General features: G+C 63.6%; 23 protein-coding genes. 11 read left to right on the forward strand and 12 right to left on the reverse strand.

Features of this window, described 5'->3' with window-relative positions; all coding sequences use genetic code 11:
* Positions 1-109: 109 nt before the first annotated feature.
* From EB815_RS09440 to EB815_RS09450, 3 genes are all read left to right on the forward strand, one after another.
* Positions 110-643 carry a DUF934 domain-containing protein gene (locus EB815_RS09440; protein ID WP_056577820.1) on the forward strand — a complete coding sequence of 178 codons (534 nt, stop codon included), beginning with the start codon at positions 110-112 and terminating at the stop codon, positions 641-643.
* 96 nt (positions 644-739) lie between these two features.
* The gene (locus tag EB815_RS09445; RefSeq protein ID WP_056577819.1) at positions 740-2,347 is read left to right on the forward strand and encodes a GMC family oxidoreductase; all 1,608 of its coding nucleotides are present in this window, start codon (positions 740-742) and stop codon (positions 2,345-2,347) included.
* Positions 2,348-2,530: 183 nt separating this feature from the next.
* Positions 2,531-3,151, forward strand: coding sequence for a DJ-1/PfpI family protein (locus EB815_RS09450; protein WP_056577817.1), 621 nt, complete (start codon positions 2,531-2,533; stop codon positions 3,149-3,151).
* Between the two features lie 127 nt (positions 3,152-3,278).
* Here EB815_RS09450 and EB815_RS09455 read toward each other — a convergent pair whose 3' ends face one another.
* Positions 3,279-4,301 (reverse strand): fatty acid desaturase, encoded by a 1,023-nt coding sequence (locus tag EB815_RS09455; protein ID WP_056577814.1) that lies wholly within the window; start codon positions 4,299-4,301, stop codon positions 3,279-3,281.
* 134 nt (positions 4,302-4,435) lie between these two features.
* On the reverse strand, positions 4,436-4,636 hold the full coding sequence (locus EB815_RS09460) for a hypothetical protein (RefSeq protein WP_056577812.1): 201 nt from the start codon (positions 4,634-4,636) through the stop codon (positions 4,436-4,438).
* Positions 4,637-4,864: 228 nt separating this feature from the next.
* Here EB815_RS09460 and grpE point away from each other — a divergent pair, with 228 nt between their 5' ends.
* Together grpE and EB815_RS09470 are read left to right on the forward strand one after the other, a co-directional pair.
* Positions 4,865-5,497 carry a nucleotide exchange factor GrpE gene (gene grpE / locus EB815_RS09465; RefSeq protein WP_056577811.1) on the forward strand — a complete coding sequence of 211 codons (633 nt, stop codon included), beginning with the start codon at positions 4,865-4,867 and terminating at the stop codon, positions 5,495-5,497.
* 115 nt (positions 5,498-5,612) lie between these two features.
* Positions 5,613-6,245 carry a trimeric intracellular cation channel family protein gene (locus EB815_RS09470; protein WP_056577809.1) on the forward strand — a complete coding sequence of 211 codons (633 nt, stop codon included), beginning with the start codon at positions 5,613-5,615 and terminating at the stop codon, positions 6,243-6,245.
* A 58-nt stretch (positions 6,246-6,303) separates the two neighbouring features.
* On the opposite strand, the gene EB815_RS09475 is transcribed toward EB815_RS09470, so the two are convergent.
* The 6 genes from EB815_RS09475 to EB815_RS09500 all read right to left on the reverse strand — a co-directional run bounded on the left by EB815_RS09475 (position 6,304) and on the right by EB815_RS09500 (position 13,410).
* Positions 6,304-7,179: a GNAT family N-acetyltransferase gene (locus tag EB815_RS09475; protein WP_056577807.1), complete on the reverse strand. Its 876-nt coding sequence runs from the start codon at positions 7,177-7,179 to the stop codon at positions 6,304-6,306.
* Between the two features lie 286 nt (positions 7,180-7,465).
* The gene (locus EB815_RS09480) at positions 7,466-9,754 is read right to left on the reverse strand and encodes a hybrid sensor histidine kinase/response regulator (protein WP_056577805.1); all 2,289 of its coding nucleotides are present in this window, start codon (positions 9,752-9,754) and stop codon (positions 7,466-7,468) included.
* Between the two features lie 136 nt (positions 9,755-9,890).
* A complete protein-coding gene (locus EB815_RS09485) occupies positions 9,891-10,880 on the reverse strand; it encodes an MDR family oxidoreductase (RefSeq protein ID WP_056577803.1) in 990 nt (329 codons plus the stop codon).
* 58 nt (positions 10,881-10,938) lie between these two features.
* Positions 10,939-11,436 (reverse strand): signal peptidase II, encoded by a 498-nt coding sequence (lspA, locus tag EB815_RS09490; protein ID WP_056577801.1) that lies wholly within the window; start codon positions 11,434-11,436, stop codon positions 10,939-10,941.
* A 13-nt stretch (positions 11,437-11,449) separates the two neighbouring features.
* Positions 11,450-12,307, reverse strand: a complete 858-nt coding sequence (locus EB815_RS09495; protein ID WP_056577799.1) for a TrmH family RNA methyltransferase — start codon at positions 12,305-12,307, stop codon at positions 11,450-11,452.
* A gap of 17 nt (positions 12,308-12,324) precedes the next feature.
* A complete protein-coding gene (locus EB815_RS09500) occupies positions 12,325-13,410 on the reverse strand; it encodes a class I SAM-dependent rRNA methyltransferase (protein ID WP_056577797.1) in 1,086 nt (361 codons plus the stop codon).
* Positions 13,411-13,545: 135 nt separating this feature from the next.
* Here EB815_RS09500 and EB815_RS09505 point away from each other — a divergent pair, with 135 nt between their 5' ends.
* The 3 genes from EB815_RS09505 (at position 13,546) to EB815_RS09515 (ending at position 15,123) form a co-directional block, all read left to right on the forward strand.
* The gene (locus EB815_RS09505) at positions 13,546-14,235 is read left to right on the forward strand and encodes a helix-turn-helix transcriptional regulator (RefSeq protein WP_056577795.1); all 690 of its coding nucleotides are present in this window, start codon (positions 13,546-13,548) and stop codon (positions 14,233-14,235) included.
* 73 nt (positions 14,236-14,308) lie between these two features.
* A complete protein-coding gene (locus tag EB815_RS09510; RefSeq protein WP_056577793.1) occupies positions 14,309-14,689 on the forward strand; it encodes a VOC family protein in 381 nt (126 codons plus the stop codon).
* Positions 14,686-15,123 carry an EVE domain-containing protein gene (locus EB815_RS09515; RefSeq protein ID WP_056577791.1) on the forward strand — a complete coding sequence of 146 codons (438 nt, stop codon included), beginning with the start codon at positions 14,686-14,688 and terminating at the stop codon, positions 15,121-15,123. The genes EB815_RS09510 and EB815_RS09515 overlap by 4 nt, the downstream gene beginning before the upstream one ends.
* Here the strand turns inward: EB815_RS09515 and EB815_RS09520 are convergent.
* The 4 genes from EB815_RS09520 to sppA form a co-directional block, all read right to left on the reverse strand.
* Positions 15,120-16,085: an ornithine cyclodeaminase family protein gene (locus EB815_RS09520; RefSeq protein ID WP_056577789.1), complete on the reverse strand. Its 966-nt coding sequence runs from the start codon at positions 16,083-16,085 to the stop codon at positions 15,120-15,122. The two genes, EB815_RS09515 and EB815_RS09520, sit on opposite strands and share 4 nt — an antisense overlap.
* A 37-nt stretch (positions 16,086-16,122) precedes the next feature.
* A complete protein-coding gene (locus tag EB815_RS09525; RefSeq protein ID WP_056577786.1) occupies positions 16,123-16,491 on the reverse strand; it encodes a hypothetical protein in 369 nt (122 codons plus the stop codon).
* A 53-nt stretch (positions 16,492-16,544) separates the two neighbouring features.
* A complete protein-coding gene (locus EB815_RS09530) occupies positions 16,545-16,829 on the reverse strand; it encodes an integration host factor subunit beta (RefSeq protein WP_006200394.1) in 285 nt (94 codons plus the stop codon).
* Positions 16,830-16,909: 80 nt separating this feature from the next.
* Entirely contained in the window at positions 16,910-17,866 is a 957-nt protein-coding gene (sppA, locus tag EB815_RS09535) for a signal peptide peptidase SppA (protein WP_056577954.1), read from the reverse strand.
* 334 nt (positions 17,867-18,200) lie between these two features.
* Between sppA and lptC the strand changes: the two genes are divergently transcribed.
* From lptC to lptB, 3 genes are read left to right on the forward strand one after another with little or no spacing between them, the layout of a single operon-like run.
* Entirely contained in the window at positions 18,201-18,914 is a 714-nt protein-coding gene (gene lptC / locus EB815_RS09540) for an LPS export ABC transporter periplasmic protein LptC (RefSeq protein ID WP_056577784.1), read from the forward strand.
* Positions 18,901-19,506 carry an LptA/OstA family protein gene (locus EB815_RS09545; RefSeq protein ID WP_056577782.1) on the forward strand — a complete coding sequence of 202 codons (606 nt, stop codon included), beginning with the start codon at positions 18,901-18,903 and terminating at the stop codon, positions 19,504-19,506. Before lptC ends, EB815_RS09545 begins: the two co-directional genes overlap by 14 nt.
* Entirely contained in the window at positions 19,506-20,324 is an 819-nt protein-coding gene (gene lptB, locus EB815_RS09550; protein ID WP_056577780.1) for an LPS export ABC transporter ATP-binding protein, read from the forward strand. The genes EB815_RS09545 and lptB overlap by 1 nt, the downstream gene beginning before the upstream one ends.
* The last annotated feature ends 106 nt before the right edge of the window (positions 20,325-20,430 follow it).

Below are 20,430 nucleotides of genomic sequence, written 5' to 3' on the forward strand. Positions count from 1 at the left end.
GCTTATGTACTTCAAGTACGCTCCGCCCCGGTTCTCGGAAGCCGTCTCGGTGCAGCCTGGCTTGAGTCTCGACACATCCTTGGCTCCTTTGAATATTTAGGAATTCTTGATGACCGAAACGACGACACCGGAGACACGGCTCTGGACTCCGGAGGGGTTCCGCGAGGACGAATGGGCTCATGCCGAGAATGCGGACGCGCTCTCCGGCAATGGCCGCTTCATCCTGCCGCTGCAGGCATTCCTTGACCTTGATCCCGAGGTGCGCCGGTCCGCCAAGGAGCGGCTCGGTGTCGTGCTGCAGCCAGGCGATCAGCTCGAGAAGATCGCCGACCTGCTCGACCAGCTGTCGCTGGTGGCGCTGGTTTTCCCGGCCTTCAGCGATGGGCGCTCCTTCTCCAAGGCTGAACTGCTGCGCAGCCGCTATCATTTCGAAGGTGCCGTTCGCGCCACCGGCCAGGTGCTGGTCGATCCTCTGCCGCATATGCTGCGCCTTGGTTTCGACGAGTTCGAGATCTCGAATCCGGTGCTGCTGAAACGCCTGGAAGAGGGCCGCACCGGCGGGCTGGGTCTTTACTATCAGCCAGCCGCCGTGCCGGAGCCCAAGGGCCCGAAATATTCCTGGCGGCGCCTTCGCAACAGCTGACGTTGGGGTAATTCCGCACATCTTTACATAGGCCGTAATCGAGCTTTCTCTTGGGCATCCGGACGGAAACATCCGCCGGGTGCAAGGGAGGACGTCATGGATTTCGACTATGTCATCGCCGGTGGTGGGTCCGCCGGCTGCACGCTTGCCGCGCGGCTGTCCGAGGATCCATCGACAACGATCTGCCTGATCGAGGCCGGCGGCGCGGGCAGCAACCTGCTTGTCCGCGCGCCGGCAGGCATCATCGCCCTGTTGCCGGGGCGGCCGAAGATCAACAACTGGGCGTTCGAAACGGTGCCGCAGCAGGGGCTTGGCGGCCGCAAGGGCTACCAGCCGCGCGGCAAGGCGCTGGGCGGATCCAGCGCCATCAATGCCATGCTCTATACGCGCGGACACCGCGGCGACTATGACGAATGGTCGGACCTCGGCTGCGACGGCTGGTCATGGGACGAGGTGCTGCCCTATTTCAGGCGGGCGGAAGGCAATCAACGCGGCGCTGATGCCCTGCATGGCGGTGACGGCCCGCTGCGGGTTGCCGAGCAGCAAGAGCCACGTCCGCTCTCCCGGGCCTTTGTCGAGGCCTGCGGTGAAAACCAGATTCGCCGCAACGATGATTTCAACGGAGTCGAACAGGAAGGTGCCGGACTTTATCAGGTGACGCAATTCTGGGGCGAACGCCGCAATGGCGAGCGCTGCTCGGCGGCCGCTGCCTATCTGCAGCCGGCCATGAAAAGGTCGAACCTGACCGTCATCACCGGAGCGCATGCCACCGCGGTCATCCTCGACGGCAAGCGCGCCACCGGCGTGCGGTATCGCACGGGGAAGGGCGAAGCCGTTGCGAAAGCCAGGCGCGAGGTGATCGTCTGTGGTGGCGCCTTCGGTTCGCCTCAGCTCCTGCTGCTGTCGGGCATTGGCCCGGCCGCCGAGCTAGCCATGCATGGTATTCCGGTCATTCATGAACTGCCCGGTGTTGGCAAGAACCTCCAGGACCACCTCGATTTCATCATGGGCTGGACGTCGAAGGACGCCGACATGATGGGCATCGGCCTGCGCGGCCTGCCTGGCCTGCTACGGCACATGCTGCGCTGGCGGAAAGATGGGGGCGGGATGATCGCCACGCCCTATGCCGAAGGCGGCGCCTTCCTCAAATCCGATCCGGCGATGGAACGGCCCGACCTGCAACTGCATTTCTGCATAGCCATCGTCGATGATCACGGCCGCAAGCTGCATATGGGATATGGCTTTTCCTGCCATGTCTGCGTGCTGCGGCCGCATTCGCGCGGTGAGGTCGGGCTGTCGACTCATGATCCCATGGCACCACCGCGCATCGATCCGCGCTTTCTTTCGGACGAACGCGACGCAGAGCTTTTGCTCAAGGGGGCCAGGATGATGCGTGGTATCCTGGAGGCGCCGGCGCTGGCCAGATATCGCCACAAGGAAATCTACACCGCCGGTGCTTCGAGCGACGCGGAGTTGATGTCCCACATCCGTGCCCGCGCCGACACGATCTATCACCCGGCCGGCTCTTGCAAGATGGGCGTCGACGAGATGGCGGTGGTCGATCCGCAATTGCGGGTGCGCGGACTGCAGGGGTTGCGGGTGGTCGACGCCTCGGTGATGCCGACGCTGATTGGCGGCAACACCAACGCGCCGACCATCATGATCGCTGAAAAGGCGGCGGATATGATCAGAGCAGCCGCTTGACTCCGGTCCAGGTCGACCCGGGATACTGTTTTCGTGTGCCATGAAGGGCTTGCTCCGCCCTCCGGGAAGAAAACTGGTCGTACCAATTGTGCGATTTGCGCTTTTCCTTTTGTCGTCCTGCCCTTAGGATAAGCTATTATTTCATGACCCGAAATAAATAAGGCCACAAGGGAGGAACCGGGAATGGCTGGCAAGAAAATATTGATGCTCGTTGGCGAGTTCAGCGAGGAGTACGAGATCTTCGTCTTTGAACAGGCCATGCATGCCGTCGGCCACACAGTGCATGTCGTCTGCCCGGACAAGAAGGCCGGCGATGTGCTGAAGACCTCGCTGCATGACTTCGAAGGCCACCAGACCTACACGGAAAAGCCCGGCCACGACTACATCCTCAACAAGACGTTCTCCGAGGTGGATCCGGCCAAGTACGACGCCGTCTACGCAGCGGGAGGACGCGGTCCCGAATACATCCGCATCGACAAGCGCGTGCAGGCGCTGGTGCGGCATTTCCACGAGGCCGGCAAGCCGATCTTCACCATCTGCCATGGCGTACAGATCCTGATTGCTGTCGACGGTGTGGTCCGGGGCAGGGAAGTCGCGGCACTGCACTATTGCGAGCCGGAGGTAATGTTGGCGGGGGGCATCTACATCGATGTCGCGCCGACCGGTGCCCATGTCGATGGCAATCTCGTTTCAGCCAAGGGCTGGCCGGGTCTGTCCAACTTCATCCGGGAGTGCCTGAAGGTGCTGGGCACCGAGATCCGCCACGGCGAGATCCTGATGCGCAATGAGCGCCAAGCAGCATGAACAGGGAAACGGCCGCCGCGCATCATCGCGTGGCGGTCTTGCTATTTTCTGGTTTTGACGCAATTCCCTGGGGAAAGCGGCCACGCGCCTCCCCAGGAAAACCGTTTCACACTTTTCCTGGAATTGCCTAGGCCGAGGCTCGTGCCTCACCGAACGACACCAGCTTGCGGCGGTTTTCGTCCCACAATGCCAGTTTGACGCAGCGCAGGCTGTCGAGCAGAGTGACGCGGCCAATGCCGCGCAGTTCCGGATAATCCCGCAACACTTCCTGCAGCCGGTAGCCAGGCACCTTGGCGGAGAGGTGATGGACGTGGTGGACGCCGATATTGCCGGTGAACCAGTTCAGCACCGGCGGCAGGTCGTAATAGGACGAGCCATGCAGGGCGGCATGCTGGAATTCCCAATCGTCATCCTTTGCCCATTGCGTCTCCTCGAACTGGTGCTGGACATAGAACAGCCAGATGCCGGCCGAGCCGGCGAGAACGACGATCGGCAGATGGACCACCAGGAACGCACCGGGGCCGACGGCCCAGATAAGCAGGGCCGACGCAAGCGTGATGGCGAGATTGGTGGTCATGGATGATACCCAGGGCGTCAAGCCGCCGCGCATCATGCCGACGGGCAGCCTTTGCGAAAAGATGAACAGCCAGATCGGTCCCAGACCGAACATCACCAGCGGGTGGCGATAGAGACGATAGCCAAGGCGCCCGCGCCAGGACAATCGGCGGTATTCGGCAACGGTCAGCGTCAGGATGTCGCCCATGCCGCGCTCGTCGAGATTGCCGGCGCTGGCATGATGGGTCGCGTGGGCGCGCCGCCAGCAATCGTATGGAGTCAGCGTCAGGACGCCGAGCGCGCGGCCGATCCAGTCGTCGGCATAGCGGTTGGCAAAGAAGGACCCATGGCCGCAATCATGCTGGATCATGAAGATGCGCACCAGGAACCCGGCCGCCGGAAGGATCAGGATCAGCCCCCACCAATGGCCGTAGGCATAAGCGGCCGCGGACATGGCCCAGAGCGTGGCGAAAGGAATGAGGGTGATCGCGAGTTCTATGGCGCTGCGCCGCCGGTCCGGCTTCTTGTAGCGTGCCAGGATCTTCAGCCAGGCTCGCTTGCTGTTGGCGGCCGCGTCAGGAGAAATCATGTTCATCAGGAAGCATAGGCGGAGGTGCTGCCCTCCCGCAAGATGGCAATCACGCGAAATTACTGTGTGTAATTGTCGCGCGACAGGCCATCCCGGCCTGGTCTTCCGAATTCCGCAATGCAGCGAAGCCTGCCAGATGGCTATCGGCGGCCGTCACCAAGGCTGTTTCTCTCCACCCGGTCCAGCCGGTCAAGCAACTCGCTGAACCGGGTGGGAATGTCGGCCTCGGCGCGGAAAGCCGGCAAGGTGCGCAGAAAGCGTGTCATCGCCTCGGCACCGAACTGGCGCCTGACTTCGGTGGCGAGCTTTTCTCCTTTTTCTGCCTTGTCGCGAGTCATCATTTTCAAAATCCTGTGTCGGCTTCGAAACTCCTCCAGCAAGGGAATGGTTCCCGCATCACGCTTCCGTGGCAAGCGAAGCCGGCAGGTAAGGTAAAGTTTGAATTAAAATCAAAGTAACGCCATTGGTCGCGGTTCAGGCCGGTCCGGTGGCTTACCCCTTGATTTTTGGCCGCCAAACCTCGATATCGGGCACAAAATCCATACCATTCGAGATGACGGGAAACGGCGATGAGCGACCAGGCAAAAGACGAACGCGCGCCCAGTGAAGTCGAGGCGGCAGAGGCCAATGCCGAGCGCACGGAAGGCAGTATCGACGGCGATTATGAAGCGCTTGTGCGGCTGCTGAAGGAAAATGAAGAGCTGAAGGACCGCGCGCTGCGCGTCGCGGCCGAGATGGAGAACCTGCGCCGCCGCACCGCACGCGACGTGCACGACGCGCGCACCTATGCGGTTGCGAATTTTGCCCGCGACATGTTGTCGGTGTCGGACAATCTGCGCCGCGCACTAGACGCCATTCCCGCCGAGGCCAAGGCGTCGGGTGATGCCGGCTTCAAGGCGCTCATCGAGGGCGTCGACCTGACCGAGCGCGCCATGCTGTCGGCGCTGGAACGGCACGGGGTCAAGAAACTCGCGCCGGAAGGCGAGAAGTTCGACCCCAATTTCCACCAGGCAATGTTCGAAGTGCCCAATCCCGACGTTCCGGCCAACACGGTGGTCCAGGTTGTGCAGCCGGGCTATTCGATCGGCGAACGGGTGCTTCGCCCGGCCATGGTCGGCGTCGCCAAGGGCGGCCCGAAAATCGCCGCCGAGGCGCCGGTCGAGCCGGGGCCGGTGAATGAGCAGGCGGAGAAGGATGCTTGATAGGGCAGTAGGGCAGTAGGGCAGTAGGGAACACTGAGAGCCGTATCAATCGCCTGGCTTCGTGTTATCTATAATAGATACTGCCCCATTTCCTTACTCCCCTACTGCCTTAGCCATGCATCCCATCGCCCTTCTCGACTATGCCGGCGTTGCCGTTTTCGCGGCGACCGGGGCGTTGGCTGCGTCGCGCAAGCAACTCGACATCATCGGTTTCCTGTTCCTGGCCAGCGTCACCGGTATTGGCGGCGGCACGTTTCGCGACCTCATCCTCAATGTGCCGGTGTTCTGGGTGGGAAACCGCGACTATGTGCTCATCTGCGCTGTCGTTGCGGTCCTGGTCTTCTTCACCGGGCACCGTGTCGAATCCCGTTACAAGCTGTTGCTGTGGCTCGACGCCATCGGGCTGGCCGCCTTTTCGGTGATGGGCGCGGCAAGGGGCCTCGCAATCACCGGTTCGCCCGTGGTTTCGATCATCACCGGCATGCTGACCGCGACCTTTGGCGGCATATTGCGCGATCTCCTGGCCGGTGAGCCTTCCGTGCTGCTGCGGCCGGAAATCTACGTCACGGCGGCCCTGGCCGGCGCCGCCATCTTCACTCTGGGCGATGTCGCCGGATTGCCGCAGATTGTCTCGGGGTTGGCCGGCTTCGTCGTGGCGCTCGCCGTGCGCGGTGGCGCGCTGCGTTTTGGCTGGTCGTTTCCGTCGTACAGGAGCCGGCCGGGAAGGCGGCCGGAGGATATTCCGTGAGTGAGCAGGAAATAGTCAGTGGTCAACAGGCAGTCCGTGATGTCGCGGCGTACTCGCTTCAAGCCGCGAAACGCTGCGCTTCCCCGCCATAGTAGTTGACGTAGCGGGCGCCGATCTCCTTGACCGGCATCACCACGAACACGTCGACCGTCGAGAATTCACGGTCGATGACGCAGCCGTCGCCGATGCGGGCGCCGACCCTCAGATAGCCCTTGACCAGAGGCGGCATCGCCGCGATCGCCGCCTTGGCGTTGACCGCCTCGATCGGCATCAAATCCATGGAGCAGTAGCGATCGGAAACCGCGCGCACGTCCCAGGCGGAGTTGGTGCGGCAGTGATGGGCGAGATAGGTGAGCGCCTCCGCGTGAGCGGCCGGCACGGTGCCATGGAAGGAAGCGCAGCCGGTCATCACGCCGATTTCGTAGTGGTTGATGTAGGCCCAGATGCCTTGCCACAGCGCCTCGATGGTGCGCTTCGAGCGGTATTGCGGCAAAACGCAGGAGCGGCCGAGCTCGAGAAAGCGCTGGCCGGGATGACGGGCGATGAGCTTGGTCAGTTCGAACTCGCCTTCGGAATAGAAGCCGCCGGCGGTGGCCGCGATTTCTTGCCGCAGCAGGCGATAGGTACCGACGATGCGGCGATGTTCGGGGCCGGAAAGCGTCGTATCCAGCACCAGAAGATGGTCGCAGAGCGGATCGAAGCGATCGGCGTCGCGACGGTCCTGCGCCTGGAACAGGTCCTTCCTGGCGCCAAGCTCGTCGTAAAATACCCGGTAGCGCACTTCCTGCGCGGCCGCGATCTCGGCCTCGTTGCGGGCGAGCCGCACTTCGAGGTTGCCGATACGACCGAGCGCCGCGCCTTTTATGACGGAATCGACATTACGCCCGGCAAGCAAGGCGCTGCTGGCGTTTGGCCGAGTGTCACATTCCGGCATAACTGTATGCACGAGTGATTCTCCTTCGAGCCATCCCTCTTGGCACGGGGATACGGTGTAGGTGCAACAGGATTGTGACAGTACCGTGATACGGCGTCGCGGGCAATACTTCGTCGGCTGGCGAAAACGGTCAACCGGCTACGCTAGATGAGAAAACATGAAGCGTCTCGCGCCCACGCGGGGCGCGGCGATGCGCTCCAGGCTCCTTGTTTTCATGCATGTCCTGCCGGCAAAGCCAGGGGTCACTTTTGGTTGAAATGCATTGGCCGCGCGCCAGAAAACCGGTTCAAGCGGCGACCTGGCCCTCGACGGCGTTGACCAGCGCATCGGGGTCGAGCGGCTTGGTGACGAAGCCGCTGGCGCCGTGGGCGAGCACCGCATGGCGGGTCTTTTCCTGGCTGTCGGCCGACAGCACCATGATCGGCACCGGCGGGACCGACGTTTCCTCCTCGTGGCGGCGTATCGCGGCGATCGCGTCCAGCCCATCCATGATCGGCATGTGGAGGTCCATCAGCACCACGTCGAAGCGATGCTTGTGCCCGGCGCTGGTGACGGCCTCGACGGCGGCCTTGCCATTGCCGACCACCTTGACGCGGTGTCCCGCCTTCAACAGCGTGGCGCGGGCCAGCATGGCATTGATGTCGTTGTCCTCGGCGATCAGCACGGACAGGCCCTGCTGTCGGCCAGTCGACGTGCGAAGCGCCGGGGCGCGGCGCTTTTCCGGCTGCGGCTGCGCTAGCGCCGGCGCATGGCTGGTCAAAAGGACACGCAGAAGTGTTCCCCCGCGCACCGGCCGGGCAAGGAACGTCGCGTAGCCGCTGGCGCGGAACTCGCCAAGCATGCCGCGGTCCGTCGGCGCTATCAGCGTGACGGCTTCGCAATCGGAAAAGCCGCTTAGGCGCAGCCGCTTGAGCAGCCTCCCGTCGCTTTCTTCCATGGCCGCGTCGACCAGGAGCACGTCACAGCCGTTGGCCAGGGACGCGGCCTGCGCCGCGGTGGCGGCGATACCGGCCGTACCGCCATTGGCGCGGATGGTGCGGGCGATGGCGTCGGCCTCGACGGCGTTCCTGGACAGGATCACCGCGTGCCTGCCGGCAAGCGCATTCTGCCGGCCCTGCGGTGCCTCGGTGGCCTCCGTGGCCGGGATTTCGAAGACGAATTCCGACCCTTGGCCAAGCCGGCTGGAGACCGAAATCGTGCCGCCCATGGCAGTCACCAGGCGCTTGGAGATGGCAAGTCCCAGTCCCGCCCCGCCATGCGTGCGCGTCGAGGTGCCGTCGGCCTGCTCGAACTCCTCGAAAATGCGCTCCATGTCCTCGTCGCGCAGGCCGGGACCAGTGTCGGCGATGGTGAAGCAGATGCGATCACTGGTCTCGGTGCGGGCGCGCGCGACGCTGACCAGGACGCCGCCGCTGTCGGTGAACTTGATGGCGTTGCCGATGAGGTTGAGCAACACCTGCCTGACCCGGCCCGGGTCGGCGGTGATCATCTGCGGGACATCCGGCTCGACATGGCAGCCGAGGCCGATATCCTTGGCGAAGGCGCGCGCGGCGAGCAATTCGATAATGTTGTCGGCGATCTCGCGCACCGACATCGGCTGCGGTTCCGGATCGAAGCGACCGGCCTCGATCTTGGAATAGTCGAGCAGATCCTCGATCAGGGCGAGCAAGGCGCTGGCCGAGGTCGAGATGGCGCCGACATAGGTCTGCTGCTCCGGCGACAGGCTGGTGTCGGCGAGCAGCCTGGCCATGCCCATGATGCCGTTCATCGGCGTGCGGATTTCATGGCTGACGGTGGCGAGAAAGCGCGATTTCGCCTGGCTTGCGAATTCGGCTCTTTCGCGCGCTGTGATCAGCGAGGATTCGGCGCGCTTGCGGGCTGTGATGTCGCGGGCGATGGCGCGATGCGAGGCCGCGCCGCTGTCCTTGTCGCGCACCGACAGTTCGATCCACGAGAACCAGCGCGGGCCGCCCGGCGTGCGGATGGCGACATCGGTGGAACTCAGGCACTCGTGATCGGAAAAGGCGGCATCGGGAACGATGCCGACCTCGATGCCGAGTTCGGCCAGGGTCTTGCCGGCAAGGTCGCGGTGATCCGCTCCGACGAGATCGGCGAACACCTTGTTGGCATAGACGATATTGCCGTCGCGATCGCGATGGATGACGAGATCGCCAAGCGCGTCGATGAGACCGCGAAAGCGCTCCTCGCTTTCCTGCATCTCCCACATGCGGTCGGCCAGCGTCTCGATCTCGGCGCGGCTGCGCGCGGTGGTCTCGTCCAGCAGCACCGCGGTGCGATGGACGCTGCGTCTGGCGTGCAGATGCAGCGCAAGGCCGGCGAGGCCGGTTGCCAGCAATGCGAGGCTGATGAAGATCGGCGCCCCGGTCAGATGCGCAATGCCCGCCAGTATAATGATGGCAACGAAGGTGAGCAGCGGCAGTCCTTCGCGCCTGGCCAATCGCTGCTCGGGCACCAGCGGCGGCGCGGCGATAAAGCGCCGCGCCGCCGTCGGCGCGGCCACCGCATCGACGTCGTCGCCCTTGCTTGCCTGCCGGCTGTCGGATTCCGCGATCATGCGAAACCCTTGCCAGACAGAGATTATGGAAAATTGCGGCGGATCGTTCGAATTTTAGCGGATAGGGCGTTTTTGTCCTGGTGGCGGCGGATTCGCCACCGGATCTGGCAATTCAGTCCACTGATCCGCGAGGACGTTACATGTCGACGACGACGCGTCCGCGGATCTTGCCGTCGACGATGTCGCGTGCCGTCTCGACGATGCCGTCGAAGCCGATGGTCGTGGACAGGCTGGCAAGCTTCCGCAGGTCGAGATCGGAGCCAATACGGCGCCAGGCCTCGAGGCGCACGGCCTTCGGCGCCATCACCGAATCGATGCCAAGCAGCGAGACGCCGCGCAGGATGAAGGGGGCGACGCTCGACGGCAGATCCATGCCGCCGGCTAGGCCGCAGGCCGCCACGGCGCCGCCATAGGAGGTCATCGACAGGACGTTGGCCAGCGTATGGCTGCCGACCGAATCGATGCCGCCGGCCCAGCGCTCCTTGGCCAGCGGCTTGGCGGGCTGGCTGAGCTCGTCGCGCGAAATCACCTCGGCGGCGCCGAGGTTGATCAGATAAGGGCTTTCGGCGTTGCGGCCGGTCGATGCAATGACATGGTAACCGAGGCTGGACAGGATGGAGACCGCGACCGAACCAACGCCGCCGGCGGCACCCGTCACCACGACCGGGCCGCGGTCGGGAAGGATGCCGTGCCGCTCCAGCGCCATGACGCAAAGCATGGCGGTATAACCGGCGGTGCCGACCGCCATCGCGTCGTGCGCGCTGAGGCCATCCGGCAACGGCACCAACCAGTCGCCCTTGACGCGGGCGCGCCCGGCATAGGCGCCGAAATGCGTTTCGCCGACGCCCCAGCCGTTGAGGATGACCTTGTCTCCCTTGCGCCAGTCTGGATTGGAGGACGAAATCACTGTTCCGGCAAGATCTATGCCCGGCACCAGGGGCCAGCGGCGGACCACCGGCGCCTTTCCGGTGATGGCCAACCCGTCCTTGTAGTTCACCGTCGTCGCCTCGACCGCGACGGTGACGTCGCCCTCCATCAGGTCGGCTTCGGTGAGATCCGTCACGGCGACCGACTGTTTCTTGTCGGCGTCGCGCGAAATCAGGATGGCTTTGAAGGTTTCGGACATCTTTTTCTCCGCGAGCTTGCTTGTCGGTCTGGGACTGTGCGGCGATGGCCGCGCGGGGTCAATCTTTGGAGGGCTTGGCGTTCGAAGGCTTGGGCTCGCGCCGCCAACCGATGAGTTCGTCGAAGACGACCAGTGCCGCGCCCACGGAAATGAAGGCGTCGGCGAGATTGAAGACGGCAAACGACCAGACCGGCGTGTGAAACAGGATGTAATCGATGACGTGGCCGTAGACGGCGCGGTCGATCAGATTGCCCAGCGCGCCGCCGATGATCAGGGCGAAGCCGGTGCGGGCGATGACATGGGCCGATGGCGTGCGGGTGGCGAGACAGAGCACGAAGGCAACGACCAGCACGGCGATGACCACCAGGCCGGTGTCGCCGAAGGAGGAAAACATCGAGAAGGCGATGCCGGTGTTGTAGGTGCGAAACAGCGCCAGGAACGGCACCAGATCGACCTTTTCCTGAAACGGCAGGCCGGTCTCGACCAGATGCTTTATCCATTGATCGAGCGCTATGGCCGCGACGACGAGCATCGCGTAGGGGGACCATGATCTCACGGGCTGGCAACCTTCATTGCTGGTCGGCGGTCGGCTCGAGCTTCAGCGCGCCGCGCCTGATCTCGAACAGCATGATGCCGGTGGCGACGGCTAGATTGAGCGAATCGGCACGGCCCGCTTGCGGGATCCTGAGCAATCGGTCGCAGCTCGCCGCCAGGTTTTCGGGCAGGCCCTGCTGCTCATTGCCCATCATCAGCAGAACCGGCCCACGGGAAAAATCGACCGAGCGGTAATCGACGGCACCCTTCAGGTGCGTGCCGGCGACGAGGCCTGAAAACCCGCCGCGCCAGGCCAGGAAAGCCTCTGTCGTCGCCTTGGCCACCGGCACGGCGAAAATGGAGCCCATGGTGGCGCGCACCGTTTCCACGGAAAACGGATCGGTGGTGTCGCCGACCAGGATGATGCCCTTGGCGCCGACGGCGTCGACGGTGCGGATGACGGTGCCGAGATTACCGGGATCGCGCACCCTGTCGAGCGCCACCCAGACGTCGCCATTGTCGGCGCGGATGTCCTTCAGGGCCAGGAATTTCTGCGAGAAGACGCCGACCACCATTTGCGGATTGTCGCGGCGGGTGATGGCGACAAGCACCTTTTCCGACACTTCGAGCACTGTGCCGCCGGCGGCAACCGTACGTGCCGCGACCTTTTCCACGGCCGCATTGCCGCGCCCTGCCTTGGCGAACACAAGCGTCCTGATCTGCCAGCCAAGGTCGAGCGCATCGATGACCAGCTTCAGCCCCTCGGCCATGAAGGCGTTCTGCTGGTCGCGGAATTTCTTCAGGGCGAGCGCCTTGATGTCCTTGATCAGCGGGTTGGCGAGGCTGGTGACTTCCTTCACCTGGCCGGGTGCGCCTGCGTGCCGCTCGTTCATTCAGGACTCCGGGGCATTCAGGCCACCCAACGCGAAAACAGTGAGGTCGAAAGCGCCCTGCCGGCGGACTTTTCGCGGATGATCAACTCGCCCGATTCGACCTTGCCGCCCATGCCGGCAAACGTGTCGCGCATCAAAGCGTGGATGGCGAAGAAGGAGGCGCGGATCGAATAAGCGGTCAGTACCACGGCAAGCGGCTTCGGCGTCAGGATCGCGCGGCAAAGGTCGGTGAGCGCCGGCAGATCCTCGAACAATTGCCAGACCTCGCCCTTGGGGCCGCGGCCATAGGCTGGCGGATCGAAAAGCACGATGTCGTAGCGGCTGCCGCGGCGCTCCTCGCGCTCGGCGAATTTCACCGCGTCGTCGACGATCCAGCGGATCGGCTTGCTGCCGAGTCCGGCCATCTCCTGGTTTTCACGTGCCCAGCCAATCGCCTTCTTCGAGGCATCGACATGGGTGACCTCGGCGCCGGCGCGGGCCGCCACCAAGGAGGCAAGGCCAGTGTAGCCGAACAAGTTCAGCACCTTGACCGGCCGCTTGGCCGCCGCGATCAACCCGGCCATGTGGTCCCAGTGCGAGGCCTGTTCGGGAAACACGCCGACATGGCGAAACGAGGTGAAACGGCCGAGATAGTCGATGCCATCATGCTTCATCGGCCAGGTCTCGCCAAGCGGCGTCCTGGGGAAGCGCCAGCGGCCGATGCCTTCCTCGTCGGTGTCGCCGGTGAAGATGGCGTCGGCCCGTTCCCAGTCCCTGGCTGGCAGGGCCTTCTGCCAGATCGCCTGCCCCTCGGGCCGCACGATGCGGTAGGGGCCGTATTGTTCAAGTTTCTGGCCGGCACCGCTGTCGAGCAGTGCATAATCGGCATTCGGCGCCACTTCGAGGATGAGCGGCAGCTGCTCGGCCGGCAGGACGCCGTCACGACGGGCGAGGATGCGCGGCGCCGATTTCGGTGCGGGTTGGCTATCCGGCTTCACGTCACGCGCTTCGCGCGGCCTGGCGTCCGGCCGTGCCGCGCCACGCGCCTCGTGCGGACGTACCTCTCCGGTTCCGCCCTTGGCGGGCGGGCGGCTGTCGCGGCGTTTGTCGCGAAAAGACTTCAAGCGGGGGCATCTCCGAGCGGCGTGCCGCTTTTGGCATAGGGCAACCAGCTTCGCAACCAAGTCCGGAGCTGCCGCCTCTCCTGTTCATGTCGGTCCGAGATAGACCGATGTCAAAGAAACAGGCAAATCTGCTGGATGTCCCGCTCCGAACGTCTCCTCGACCTCATCCAGTGCCTGCGCCGGCATCGCCGGCCGGTGAGCGGACAGACGCTGGCCGATGAACTCGGGATTTCCATTCGAACGCTTTACCGCGACATCGCCACGCTGCAGGGGCAGGGCGCGCCGATCGAGGGGGAAGCGGGCCTGGGCTACGTGCTCAAGCCCGGCTTCATGCTGCCGCCGCTGATGTTTAGCGACGACGAGATCGAGGCGATCGTGCTCGGCTCGCGCTGGGTCGCCAAGCAGCCGGACCAGCGTCTCTCGGCCGCAGCCGCCAATGCGCTGGCCAAGATCGCGGCCGTGCTGCCAGATGATCTGCGTGAGGATCTCGACGCCTCCACCCTGCTGGTCGGGCCGCCGGCACACGCCATGGAGGGCATCGATCTCGGCATGGTGCGGCAGGCCATCCGCAACGAGCGAAAACTCGGCTTTCTCTACCGCGATGCCGGCGGTGTGGCTTCGCAACGCGTCGTCTGGCCGTTCGCGCTCGGTTTCTTCGACAAAGTGCGGGTGGTGGTGGCGTGGTGCGAGATGCGGCAGGATTTCCGGCATTTCCGCGCCGATCGCATATCAGGGCTCAATCCCATCGATACGCGCTATCCGCGTCGCCGCCAGGTGCTGCTCATGGAATGGCGGGCGACGCTCGACAAGCCGCGTGGGTCATAAGGCTACTGCCAGAATCTGACAGTAGCCTATTCTAGGTTCGGGGCATCGAAACGCTGAACCGCGGAGAGTACACATGACCACGCCGAATTTCGTCATCCTCTATGTCGACCAGCCGCTGCGGAGCGGTGCCTTCTACAGCGCGCTGCTTGGTCGCGAGCCGGTCGAAAGCGCGCCGACCTTCGTGCTGTTCGTGCTCGACAACGGCTTCAAGCTCGGCCTCTGGTCGCGCCATACCGTGGAGCCGGCGGCAGAAGCGGCGGGCGGCGGTGCCGAGATCGTGTTCGCACTGGAGACGCCGGAAGCGGTCGACGCGACCCATGCCGACTGGTCGAGGCGGGGCCTGAAGATCCTGCAGGCGCCGACCGACTTGGATTTCGGCCGCACTTTCGTTGCGCTCGATCCCGACAATCACCGCCTGCGTGTCTACTGGCTGTCGGATGGGGCACATAAATGAGGGCGTACTGGATCGCTGTGGCGTCGGCGGAACATGTCCGGCGCGGCCGCAAGGACGGCTTCATGCAGGTCAACCACGGCAAGGCAGCGCCGTTGCGTCGCGTCAAGCCCGGCGATGGTGTCATCTACTATTCGCCGACCACGGTTCTGGGCGAAAAGGATGGCCTGCAGGCCTTCACCGCAATCGGCACCGTGCGGGAAGGAGAGCCCTATCAAGGCGAAATGGGCGGCGGCTTCACGCCGTTCCGCCGCGACGTTGAGTGGATGGCGGCTGAAGAAGCGCCGATCAAGCCGCTGCTCGAACGGCTGGACTTCACCGCCGGCAAGGCGAACTGGGGATATCAGCTGCGCTTTGGCCTGTTCGAAATCACCGATCACGATTTTCGTCTGATCGCCGACGCGATGGGCGCCGAAATGCGGGGGACGGTGAGCTAGACCTTCAGCGCGTTATAAACGGCTATACCGGCGGCAAGGTCCTCGAGTGCCGCGCCAACCGACTTGAACAGCGTGATCTCGTCAGCGGTTGTGCGGCCGTTCCTCTGGCCGCGCGCCAGTTCGTGCAAATCGGCGACGATGGCGTCCGGCTTCAGCAGGCCGGAGGCCAGTGGCTGGACGATGTCGCCGGCTTCCTTGGTGGCGCCGTCGCGGGTGTCGACATAGACCCGGGCACGCGCGATCGCGTCATCATCGCTTTCGCGCATTGTCGGGGTGAAGCCGCCGACCAGGTCGACATGGGTTCCAGGCCGCAGCTGCGCGCCCTTGATCAGCGGCGTGGTGGTGATTGTCGCCGAAGAGACGATGTCGGCCTGGCCAAGCTCGGCATCGAGGTCGGTCGCGGCGCTGGCGGCGAAGCCTTCGGCGCACAAATCGGTCGCGACTTTTTCAGCATTGGCGGGGGTGCGGTTCCAGATGCGGATGGTTTTTATCGGCCGCACCGCCGAATGCGCCTTGGCGAGGAACGGCGACAGGGCGCCAGCACCGACCACAAGCAGCCGCGAGGCATCGTCGCGGGCGAGGTAGGACGCCGCCAGTGCCGAAGCACAAGCCGTGCGCCACTGAGTCAGGCGCTGGCCGTCGATCAAGGCTTCCGGTTCGCCGGTGCTGCCGTTGAGCAGGAGATAGAGCCCCATCACGGCGGGTTTGCCGATGGCGTTGTTGTCGGGTGAGACGGTTACGATCTTCACGCCGATATGGCCACCGGAAGACGTGCCGGCGGCGTTGAAATCGGTCCATGCCGGCATCAGCAGCAGGGTCGAGGCCTCGCCGTCGGGCCGTTCGACCGCGTGATGATGCCTGACGGGTTGTACCGCCCCGTCACGGAAAGCAGCGCGCAACGTCTCGACCAGTCCGGGAAAGGTCAGCGCACGGTCGACCTCGGCGGCCGAAATGGTCAGCATGAAAAGCTCCGTGGAAAGAAAGGCGCCGGGAGGCCGCTCAATTGGTCGGCTTTGGCAATGCCGAACCTTGCGCCGAGCCTTGGGCCGAACCCTGGATCGGTCCCTGTGTTGCCGACGGCGCGCGACTGATCGCCTGGCGCAGGTTTTCCGCCTCGACGCCGCGCTGGCGCGCCAGCTTGCGGTAGCGGCCCTGCTTGGCCCAGGTTGCCAGGCTGCCGACGATCATGCCGATGGCGAGCGCCAGGAAGAGGAAAATAAACAGCGGCAAGGTAAGCGTCAGCTTCGGATTGCCGGGATTGAACGGGTCCAACGTGAAAGCGACGAGTTCGCGGTTGGCGACGGCAAGCGCGATCAGAATGATCGCCAGGGGCACGAAGACCACGATGAGAATGAAGCGATTGAGCATGATTTCTTCCGTGCAAGCGGGCCGGACAAGGCCTTCTGGCGCTGACGCCGCGCCTACTTGCCGCCGTTAAGCCTTTCGCGCAGTTCCTTGCCGGTCTTGAAGAACGGCACCCATTTCTCCTCGACCTCGACGGATTCGCCGGTGCGCGGGTTGCGGCCGGTGCGGGCGGGGCGGTTTTTCACCGAAAAAGCACCGAAGCCGCGCAGCTCCACCCGGTTGCCTTCGGCAAGGGCGTCGGTGATCTCATCGAAGATCGCGCCGACGATGTTTTCGACGTCGCGCAGGAAAAGATGCGGATTGCGCGTGGCAATAATCTGCACAAGTTCGGACTTGATCATCAGACGGGTCCCCGTGAAAGCAGTTCGGTCAAAATTATGAGGATGATTTTATTGGCTTTTTCAGCTGTTCCAAACGGCGCTCAAGGGTGCCAGACGGAAACGAGGCCGTCAAGAAACAAGCGGTCGGCCCCAAGTTCGTGGATGACGTCACCGCTGTAATCAGGCAGGCCGAGGGCGCTGCCGATCGTTTTCACCATGGCTTTTGACCACAGGAAACCGCCGCGCCGTCCCGTGTCCTTCCACTCGACCACCTTGAGCTTGGCGTCGACACCCTTGGTCTCCAGCCAGTCGATCGCCTCGGCCTCGCCACCGACGGCGTCGATCAATCCGTTGGAAACACCCTGGCGGCCGGTGAAGATCGATCCGTCTGCGAGCGCCAGCGCCTGTTCGTGCGTCATCTTGCGGCGCTCGGCGACGATGCCGACAAACCAGTCGTAGCTGTCGAGGATAAGCTTGCGGACCATGGCGCGCTCGTCGTCATTGGTCGGCTTGAAGGGAGAGGGGGAAGCCTTGAGCGGCGAGGATTTCACTTCCTCCAGCTTGACGCCGAGCTTGTCCATCAGGCCGCTGACGTCAGGGTACTGGATCAGCACGCCGATCGAGCCGACGATCGAGGTCTTGCGGGCTACGATGTGGTCGGCCGCACTGGCAATCATATAGCCCGCCGATGCCGCGAGCGTGCCGACTTCAGCCACCACCGGCTTGTCGGCGGCCAGCTTGCGCACTTCCTCGTAGATCGATTCACCACCGACGGTGGTGCCGCCGGGTGAATCGATCGCAAGGATCACGCCTTTCACTTTCGACGACTCGCGGATGTTCTCCAGCCGCTTGATCAGTTCCTCGTCCTCGGTGATGGTGCCTTCGATCCTCACCTTGGCGATATGGTCGACGGCCGAGCCGCCGAGATCGTCGCCGTAGAGCCAGGCCGACAGCGCAATCACCCCGAGTGCCACGATGCCGATGGCCACCACTCGCCAGAATGTCAGCTTGCGCCGCAAGCGGCGGCGGTCGATCAGGTCGTCGGCTCTCAATGCCATGGTCAGCCTCACAGTCGGCGGGAAGAGACGCTTTTAGACCATGATGTCCTTATCGGGAAGCAGTTCCGTCTTCGGCAATCCCGACGCTATCTGTTTTGTGACTGGCCTGCGCCAGGGACGCAAGGTAAGGGGAGAGACGGCAGTGATGAAAAAACGGCGCAAGGACGTGCATTTCTGCTATGAAGTATCGGTTGTTGTGCTGACCTCGTTTTCGTTTGTACAACCACAGTTGTCACATTTTTGCGGTTTTCGTGGGCTTGTGCTTGCTTGAAGGCGCCGGCCCCCCACCTATAGGCGGTGCTCCCTGGCGGCAGGGGTCTAGAAGAAAGCAGTCATGTTAGCGCGATCGAATGAACCGACCAGCCCCGAGATGGAGTTGGCTCCCCCGGCGGATGGCTGGACGCGGGGCGAGGCGTTCGACCGCGCCCAGCGTCATTCGCGCCGCGTGCGCGTGCTCAAATTCGCCGTGCCCCTGGCCGCGGCGCTGATCGCCGTCGCCTTCCCGGTCTATTCCTATCTGGCCGCACCCGTCTCCGTCGCGGTGCAGGCGGACGGCACCGCTTTTTCCAACGGCAAGCTGGTGATGGCCAATCCCAAGCTCAACGGGTTCACCAAGCAAAAGCAGCCCTATTCCATGACGGCCCTGCGGGCGATACAGGACGTCAGCACGCAAGGCATCATCGAGCTCGAGGGCATAGACGCCAAAGTGCCGGTCGGTCCCGACAATGTGGCGGCGGTCAAAGCGTCGCGCGGTACCTACGATCGCGAAGGCAACACGATGAAGTTGAGCAGCGACGTCGAGATCACCACGACCGACGGCATGCAAGCCAAGTTCAAATCGGTCTTCCTCGACATGGGCAAAGGCACTATGAAGACGGATGATCCCGTCGATGTCAGCCGTGGCGGGTCACAGATCACAGCGAATTCCCTGACGGTCCAGGACAATGGCAAGGTCCTGGTGTTCGAGAACAGGGTGCGCGTCAACATCGATCCCGCCGCTCTGAAGGCGGCTGAGGCAAAGGGCGAAGAAGCGAATGTGGCTCAATAGTTCGACACGGCTTGCGGCCGCAACTTCGGCGCTGCTCCTGCTGGGCCTCGTGCCGTCGCTGGCACAGTCCGGTGCCACCAGTCAGGTGTCGGGCCTGAAACTGGCGGGCGATAAGCCGATCCAGATCGAAAGCGACAAGCTGGAAGTCCGGCAGGCCGAAAACGTCGCCATCTTCACGGGCAATGTCACCGTCGTCCAGGGGCCGACGCTGATGAAGGCCGGCAAGATGATGGTCTATTACATCAAGGATCCCAATGCCGCGGCCAAGGGCACGGAAGCCGCCGGCGCGGCGATGACCGGCTCGGCCAACATCGACCATCTGGAGATTTCCGACAAGGTCTACATCAAGTCGGATCAGCAGGTCGCGACCGGCGATCAGGGCAGCTTCGACATGAAGAGCCAGGTGCTGGTGCTTTCGGGCAAAAAAGTCGTTCTGTCTCAGAACGACAACGTCCTGGTGGGCTGCAAGCTCACCGTGCAGATGAAAAGCGGGCTGGCCCAGGTTGATCCATGCGCTGGGCAACGTGTCCAGATGTCGATCACGCCACCGCCGAAGTCGGATGCGTCGAAATCCGGAGCGACGAACCCCTGATGGCCAGCCTGTCATCGCTGACGGCGCGTCTTCCGGGACGAGCCGCAGGCAAGGTTTCGGCTCCTGCCACGATCACCGTCGACAAGACGAAGTTCAAGGGAACCTTGATCGCCAAGGGCCTGACCAAGAGCTACAAGGGCCGCAAGGTGGTCAGTGGCGTCACGCTTGGCGTGCGTGCCGGCGAAGCCGTCGGGCTGCTCGGTCCCAACGGCGCCGGCAAGACGACCTGTTTCTATATGGTCACCGGCCTTGTGCCGGTGGATGAAGGCACGATCGAGATCGATGGCTTCGACGTCACCTCGATGCCGATGTACCGCCGCGCGCGCCTCGGCATCGGCTATCTGCCGCAGGAAGCATCGATCTTCCGCGGCCTCAACGTCGAGCAGAATATCCGCGCCGTGCTCGAAGTGGTCGAAAAGGACCGCAAAGTGCGCGAGCGCAATCTCGACGAACTGCTCGAGGAGTTCCACATCAGCCATCTGCGCAAGGCGCCATCCATGTCGCTTTCCGGCGGCGAAAGGCGGCGTCTGGAGATCGCGCGTGCGCTGGCGACGCGCCCGGCCTACATGCTGCTCGACGAGCCCTTTGCCGGCATCGATCCGATCGCCGTCGCCGATATCCAGCAACTGGTTCGCCACCTGACGGCGCGCGGGATCGGTGTCCTCATCACCGACCATAATGTCCGCGAGACGCTTGGTCTGATCGACCGCGCCTACATCATCCACGCCGGTCAGGTGCTGACCCATGGCCGCGCCGACGAAGTGGTGGCGAACCCGGATGTGCGGCGGCTTTATCTCGGTGAGGGTTTTACGCTCTGACTTTTCCCGCACAATTCGGGACGGGAAGCCCTGACGCGGTTTTCTTTCCGGAATCGCCTTGGGCGTGAAATTTGTTTCCTGACACGATTTTTTGCGCGTTACAGCC

It is taken from the genome of Mesorhizobium loti, assembly GCF_013170705.1.
Taxonomy (GTDB): Bacteria; Pseudomonadota; Alphaproteobacteria; order Rhizobiales; family Rhizobiaceae; genus Mesorhizobium; species Mesorhizobium loti_D.

What these genes read in the sequence shown, in the direction of transcription:
- lptB (WP_056577780.1), top strand. Translation starts at nt 19,506, where the DNA reads ATGGCCAGCCTGTCATCGCTGACGGCGCGTCTTCCGGGACGAGCCGCA.
- EB815_RS09480 (WP_056577805.1), bottom strand. Translation starts at nt 9,754, where the DNA reads ATGATCGCGGAATCCGACAGCCGGCAGGCAAGCAAGGGCGACGACGTC.
- EB815_RS09530 (WP_006200394.1), bottom strand. Translation starts at nt 16,829, where the DNA reads ATGATCAAGTCCGAACTTGTGCAGATTATTGCCACGCGCAATCCGCAT.
- EB815_RS09440 (WP_056577820.1), top strand. Translation starts at nt 110, where the DNA reads ATGACCGAAACGACGACACCGGAGACACGGCTCTGGACTCCGGAGGGG.
- EB815_RS09485 (WP_056577803.1), bottom strand. Translation starts at nt 10,880, where the DNA reads ATGTCCGAAACCTTCAAAGCCATCCTGATTTCGCGCGACGCCGACAAG.
- EB815_RS09520 (WP_056577789.1), bottom strand. Translation starts at nt 16,085, where the DNA reads ATGCTGACCATTTCGGCCGCCGAGGTCGACCGTGCGCTGACCTTTCCC.
- EB815_RS09515 (WP_056577791.1), top strand. Translation starts at nt 14,686, where the DNA reads ATGAGGGCGTACTGGATCGCTGTGGCGTCGGCGGAACATGTCCGGCGC.
- EB815_RS09495 (WP_056577799.1), bottom strand. Translation starts at nt 12,307, where the DNA reads ATGAACGAGCGGCACGCAGGCGCACCCGGCCAGGTGAAGGAAGTCACC.
- EB815_RS09545 (WP_056577782.1), top strand. Translation starts at nt 18,901, where the DNA reads ATGTGGCTCAATAGTTCGACACGGCTTGCGGCCGCAACTTCGGCGCTG.
- grpE (WP_056577811.1), top strand. Translation starts at nt 4,865, where the DNA reads ATGAGCGACCAGGCAAAAGACGAACGCGCGCCCAGTGAAGTCGAGGCG.
- EB815_RS09460 (WP_056577812.1), bottom strand. Translation starts at nt 4,636, where the DNA reads ATGATGACTCGCGACAAGGCAGAAAAAGGAGAAAAGCTCGCCACCGAA.
- sppA (WP_056577954.1), bottom strand. Translation starts at nt 17,866, where the DNA reads ATGGCATTGAGAGCCGACGACCTGATCGACCGCCGCCGCTTGCGGCGC.
- EB815_RS09445 (WP_056577819.1), top strand. Translation starts at nt 740, where the DNA reads ATGGATTTCGACTATGTCATCGCCGGTGGTGGGTCCGCCGGCTGCACG.
- lptC (WP_056577784.1), top strand. Translation starts at nt 18,201, where the DNA reads ATGTTAGCGCGATCGAATGAACCGACCAGCCCCGAGATGGAGTTGGCT.
- EB815_RS09525 (WP_056577786.1), bottom strand. Translation starts at nt 16,491, where the DNA reads ATGCTCAATCGCTTCATTCTCATCGTGGTCTTCGTGCCCCTGGCGATC.
- EB815_RS09510 (WP_056577793.1), top strand. Translation starts at nt 14,309, where the DNA reads ATGACCACGCCGAATTTCGTCATCCTCTATGTCGACCAGCCGCTGCGG.
- EB815_RS09450 (WP_056577817.1), top strand. Translation starts at nt 2,531, where the DNA reads ATGGCTGGCAAGAAAATATTGATGCTCGTTGGCGAGTTCAGCGAGGAG.
- EB815_RS09475 (WP_056577807.1), bottom strand. Translation starts at nt 7,179, where the DNA reads ATGCCGGAATGTGACACTCGGCCAAACGCCAGCAGCGCCTTGCTTGCC.
- EB815_RS09505 (WP_056577795.1), top strand. Translation starts at nt 13,546, where the DNA reads ATGTCCCGCTCCGAACGTCTCCTCGACCTCATCCAGTGCCTGCGCCGG.
- EB815_RS09455 (WP_056577814.1), bottom strand. Translation starts at nt 4,301, where the DNA reads ATGAACATGATTTCTCCTGACGCGGCCGCCAACAGCAAGCGAGCCTGG.
- EB815_RS09470 (WP_056577809.1), top strand. Translation starts at nt 5,613, where the DNA reads ATGCATCCCATCGCCCTTCTCGACTATGCCGGCGTTGCCGTTTTCGCG.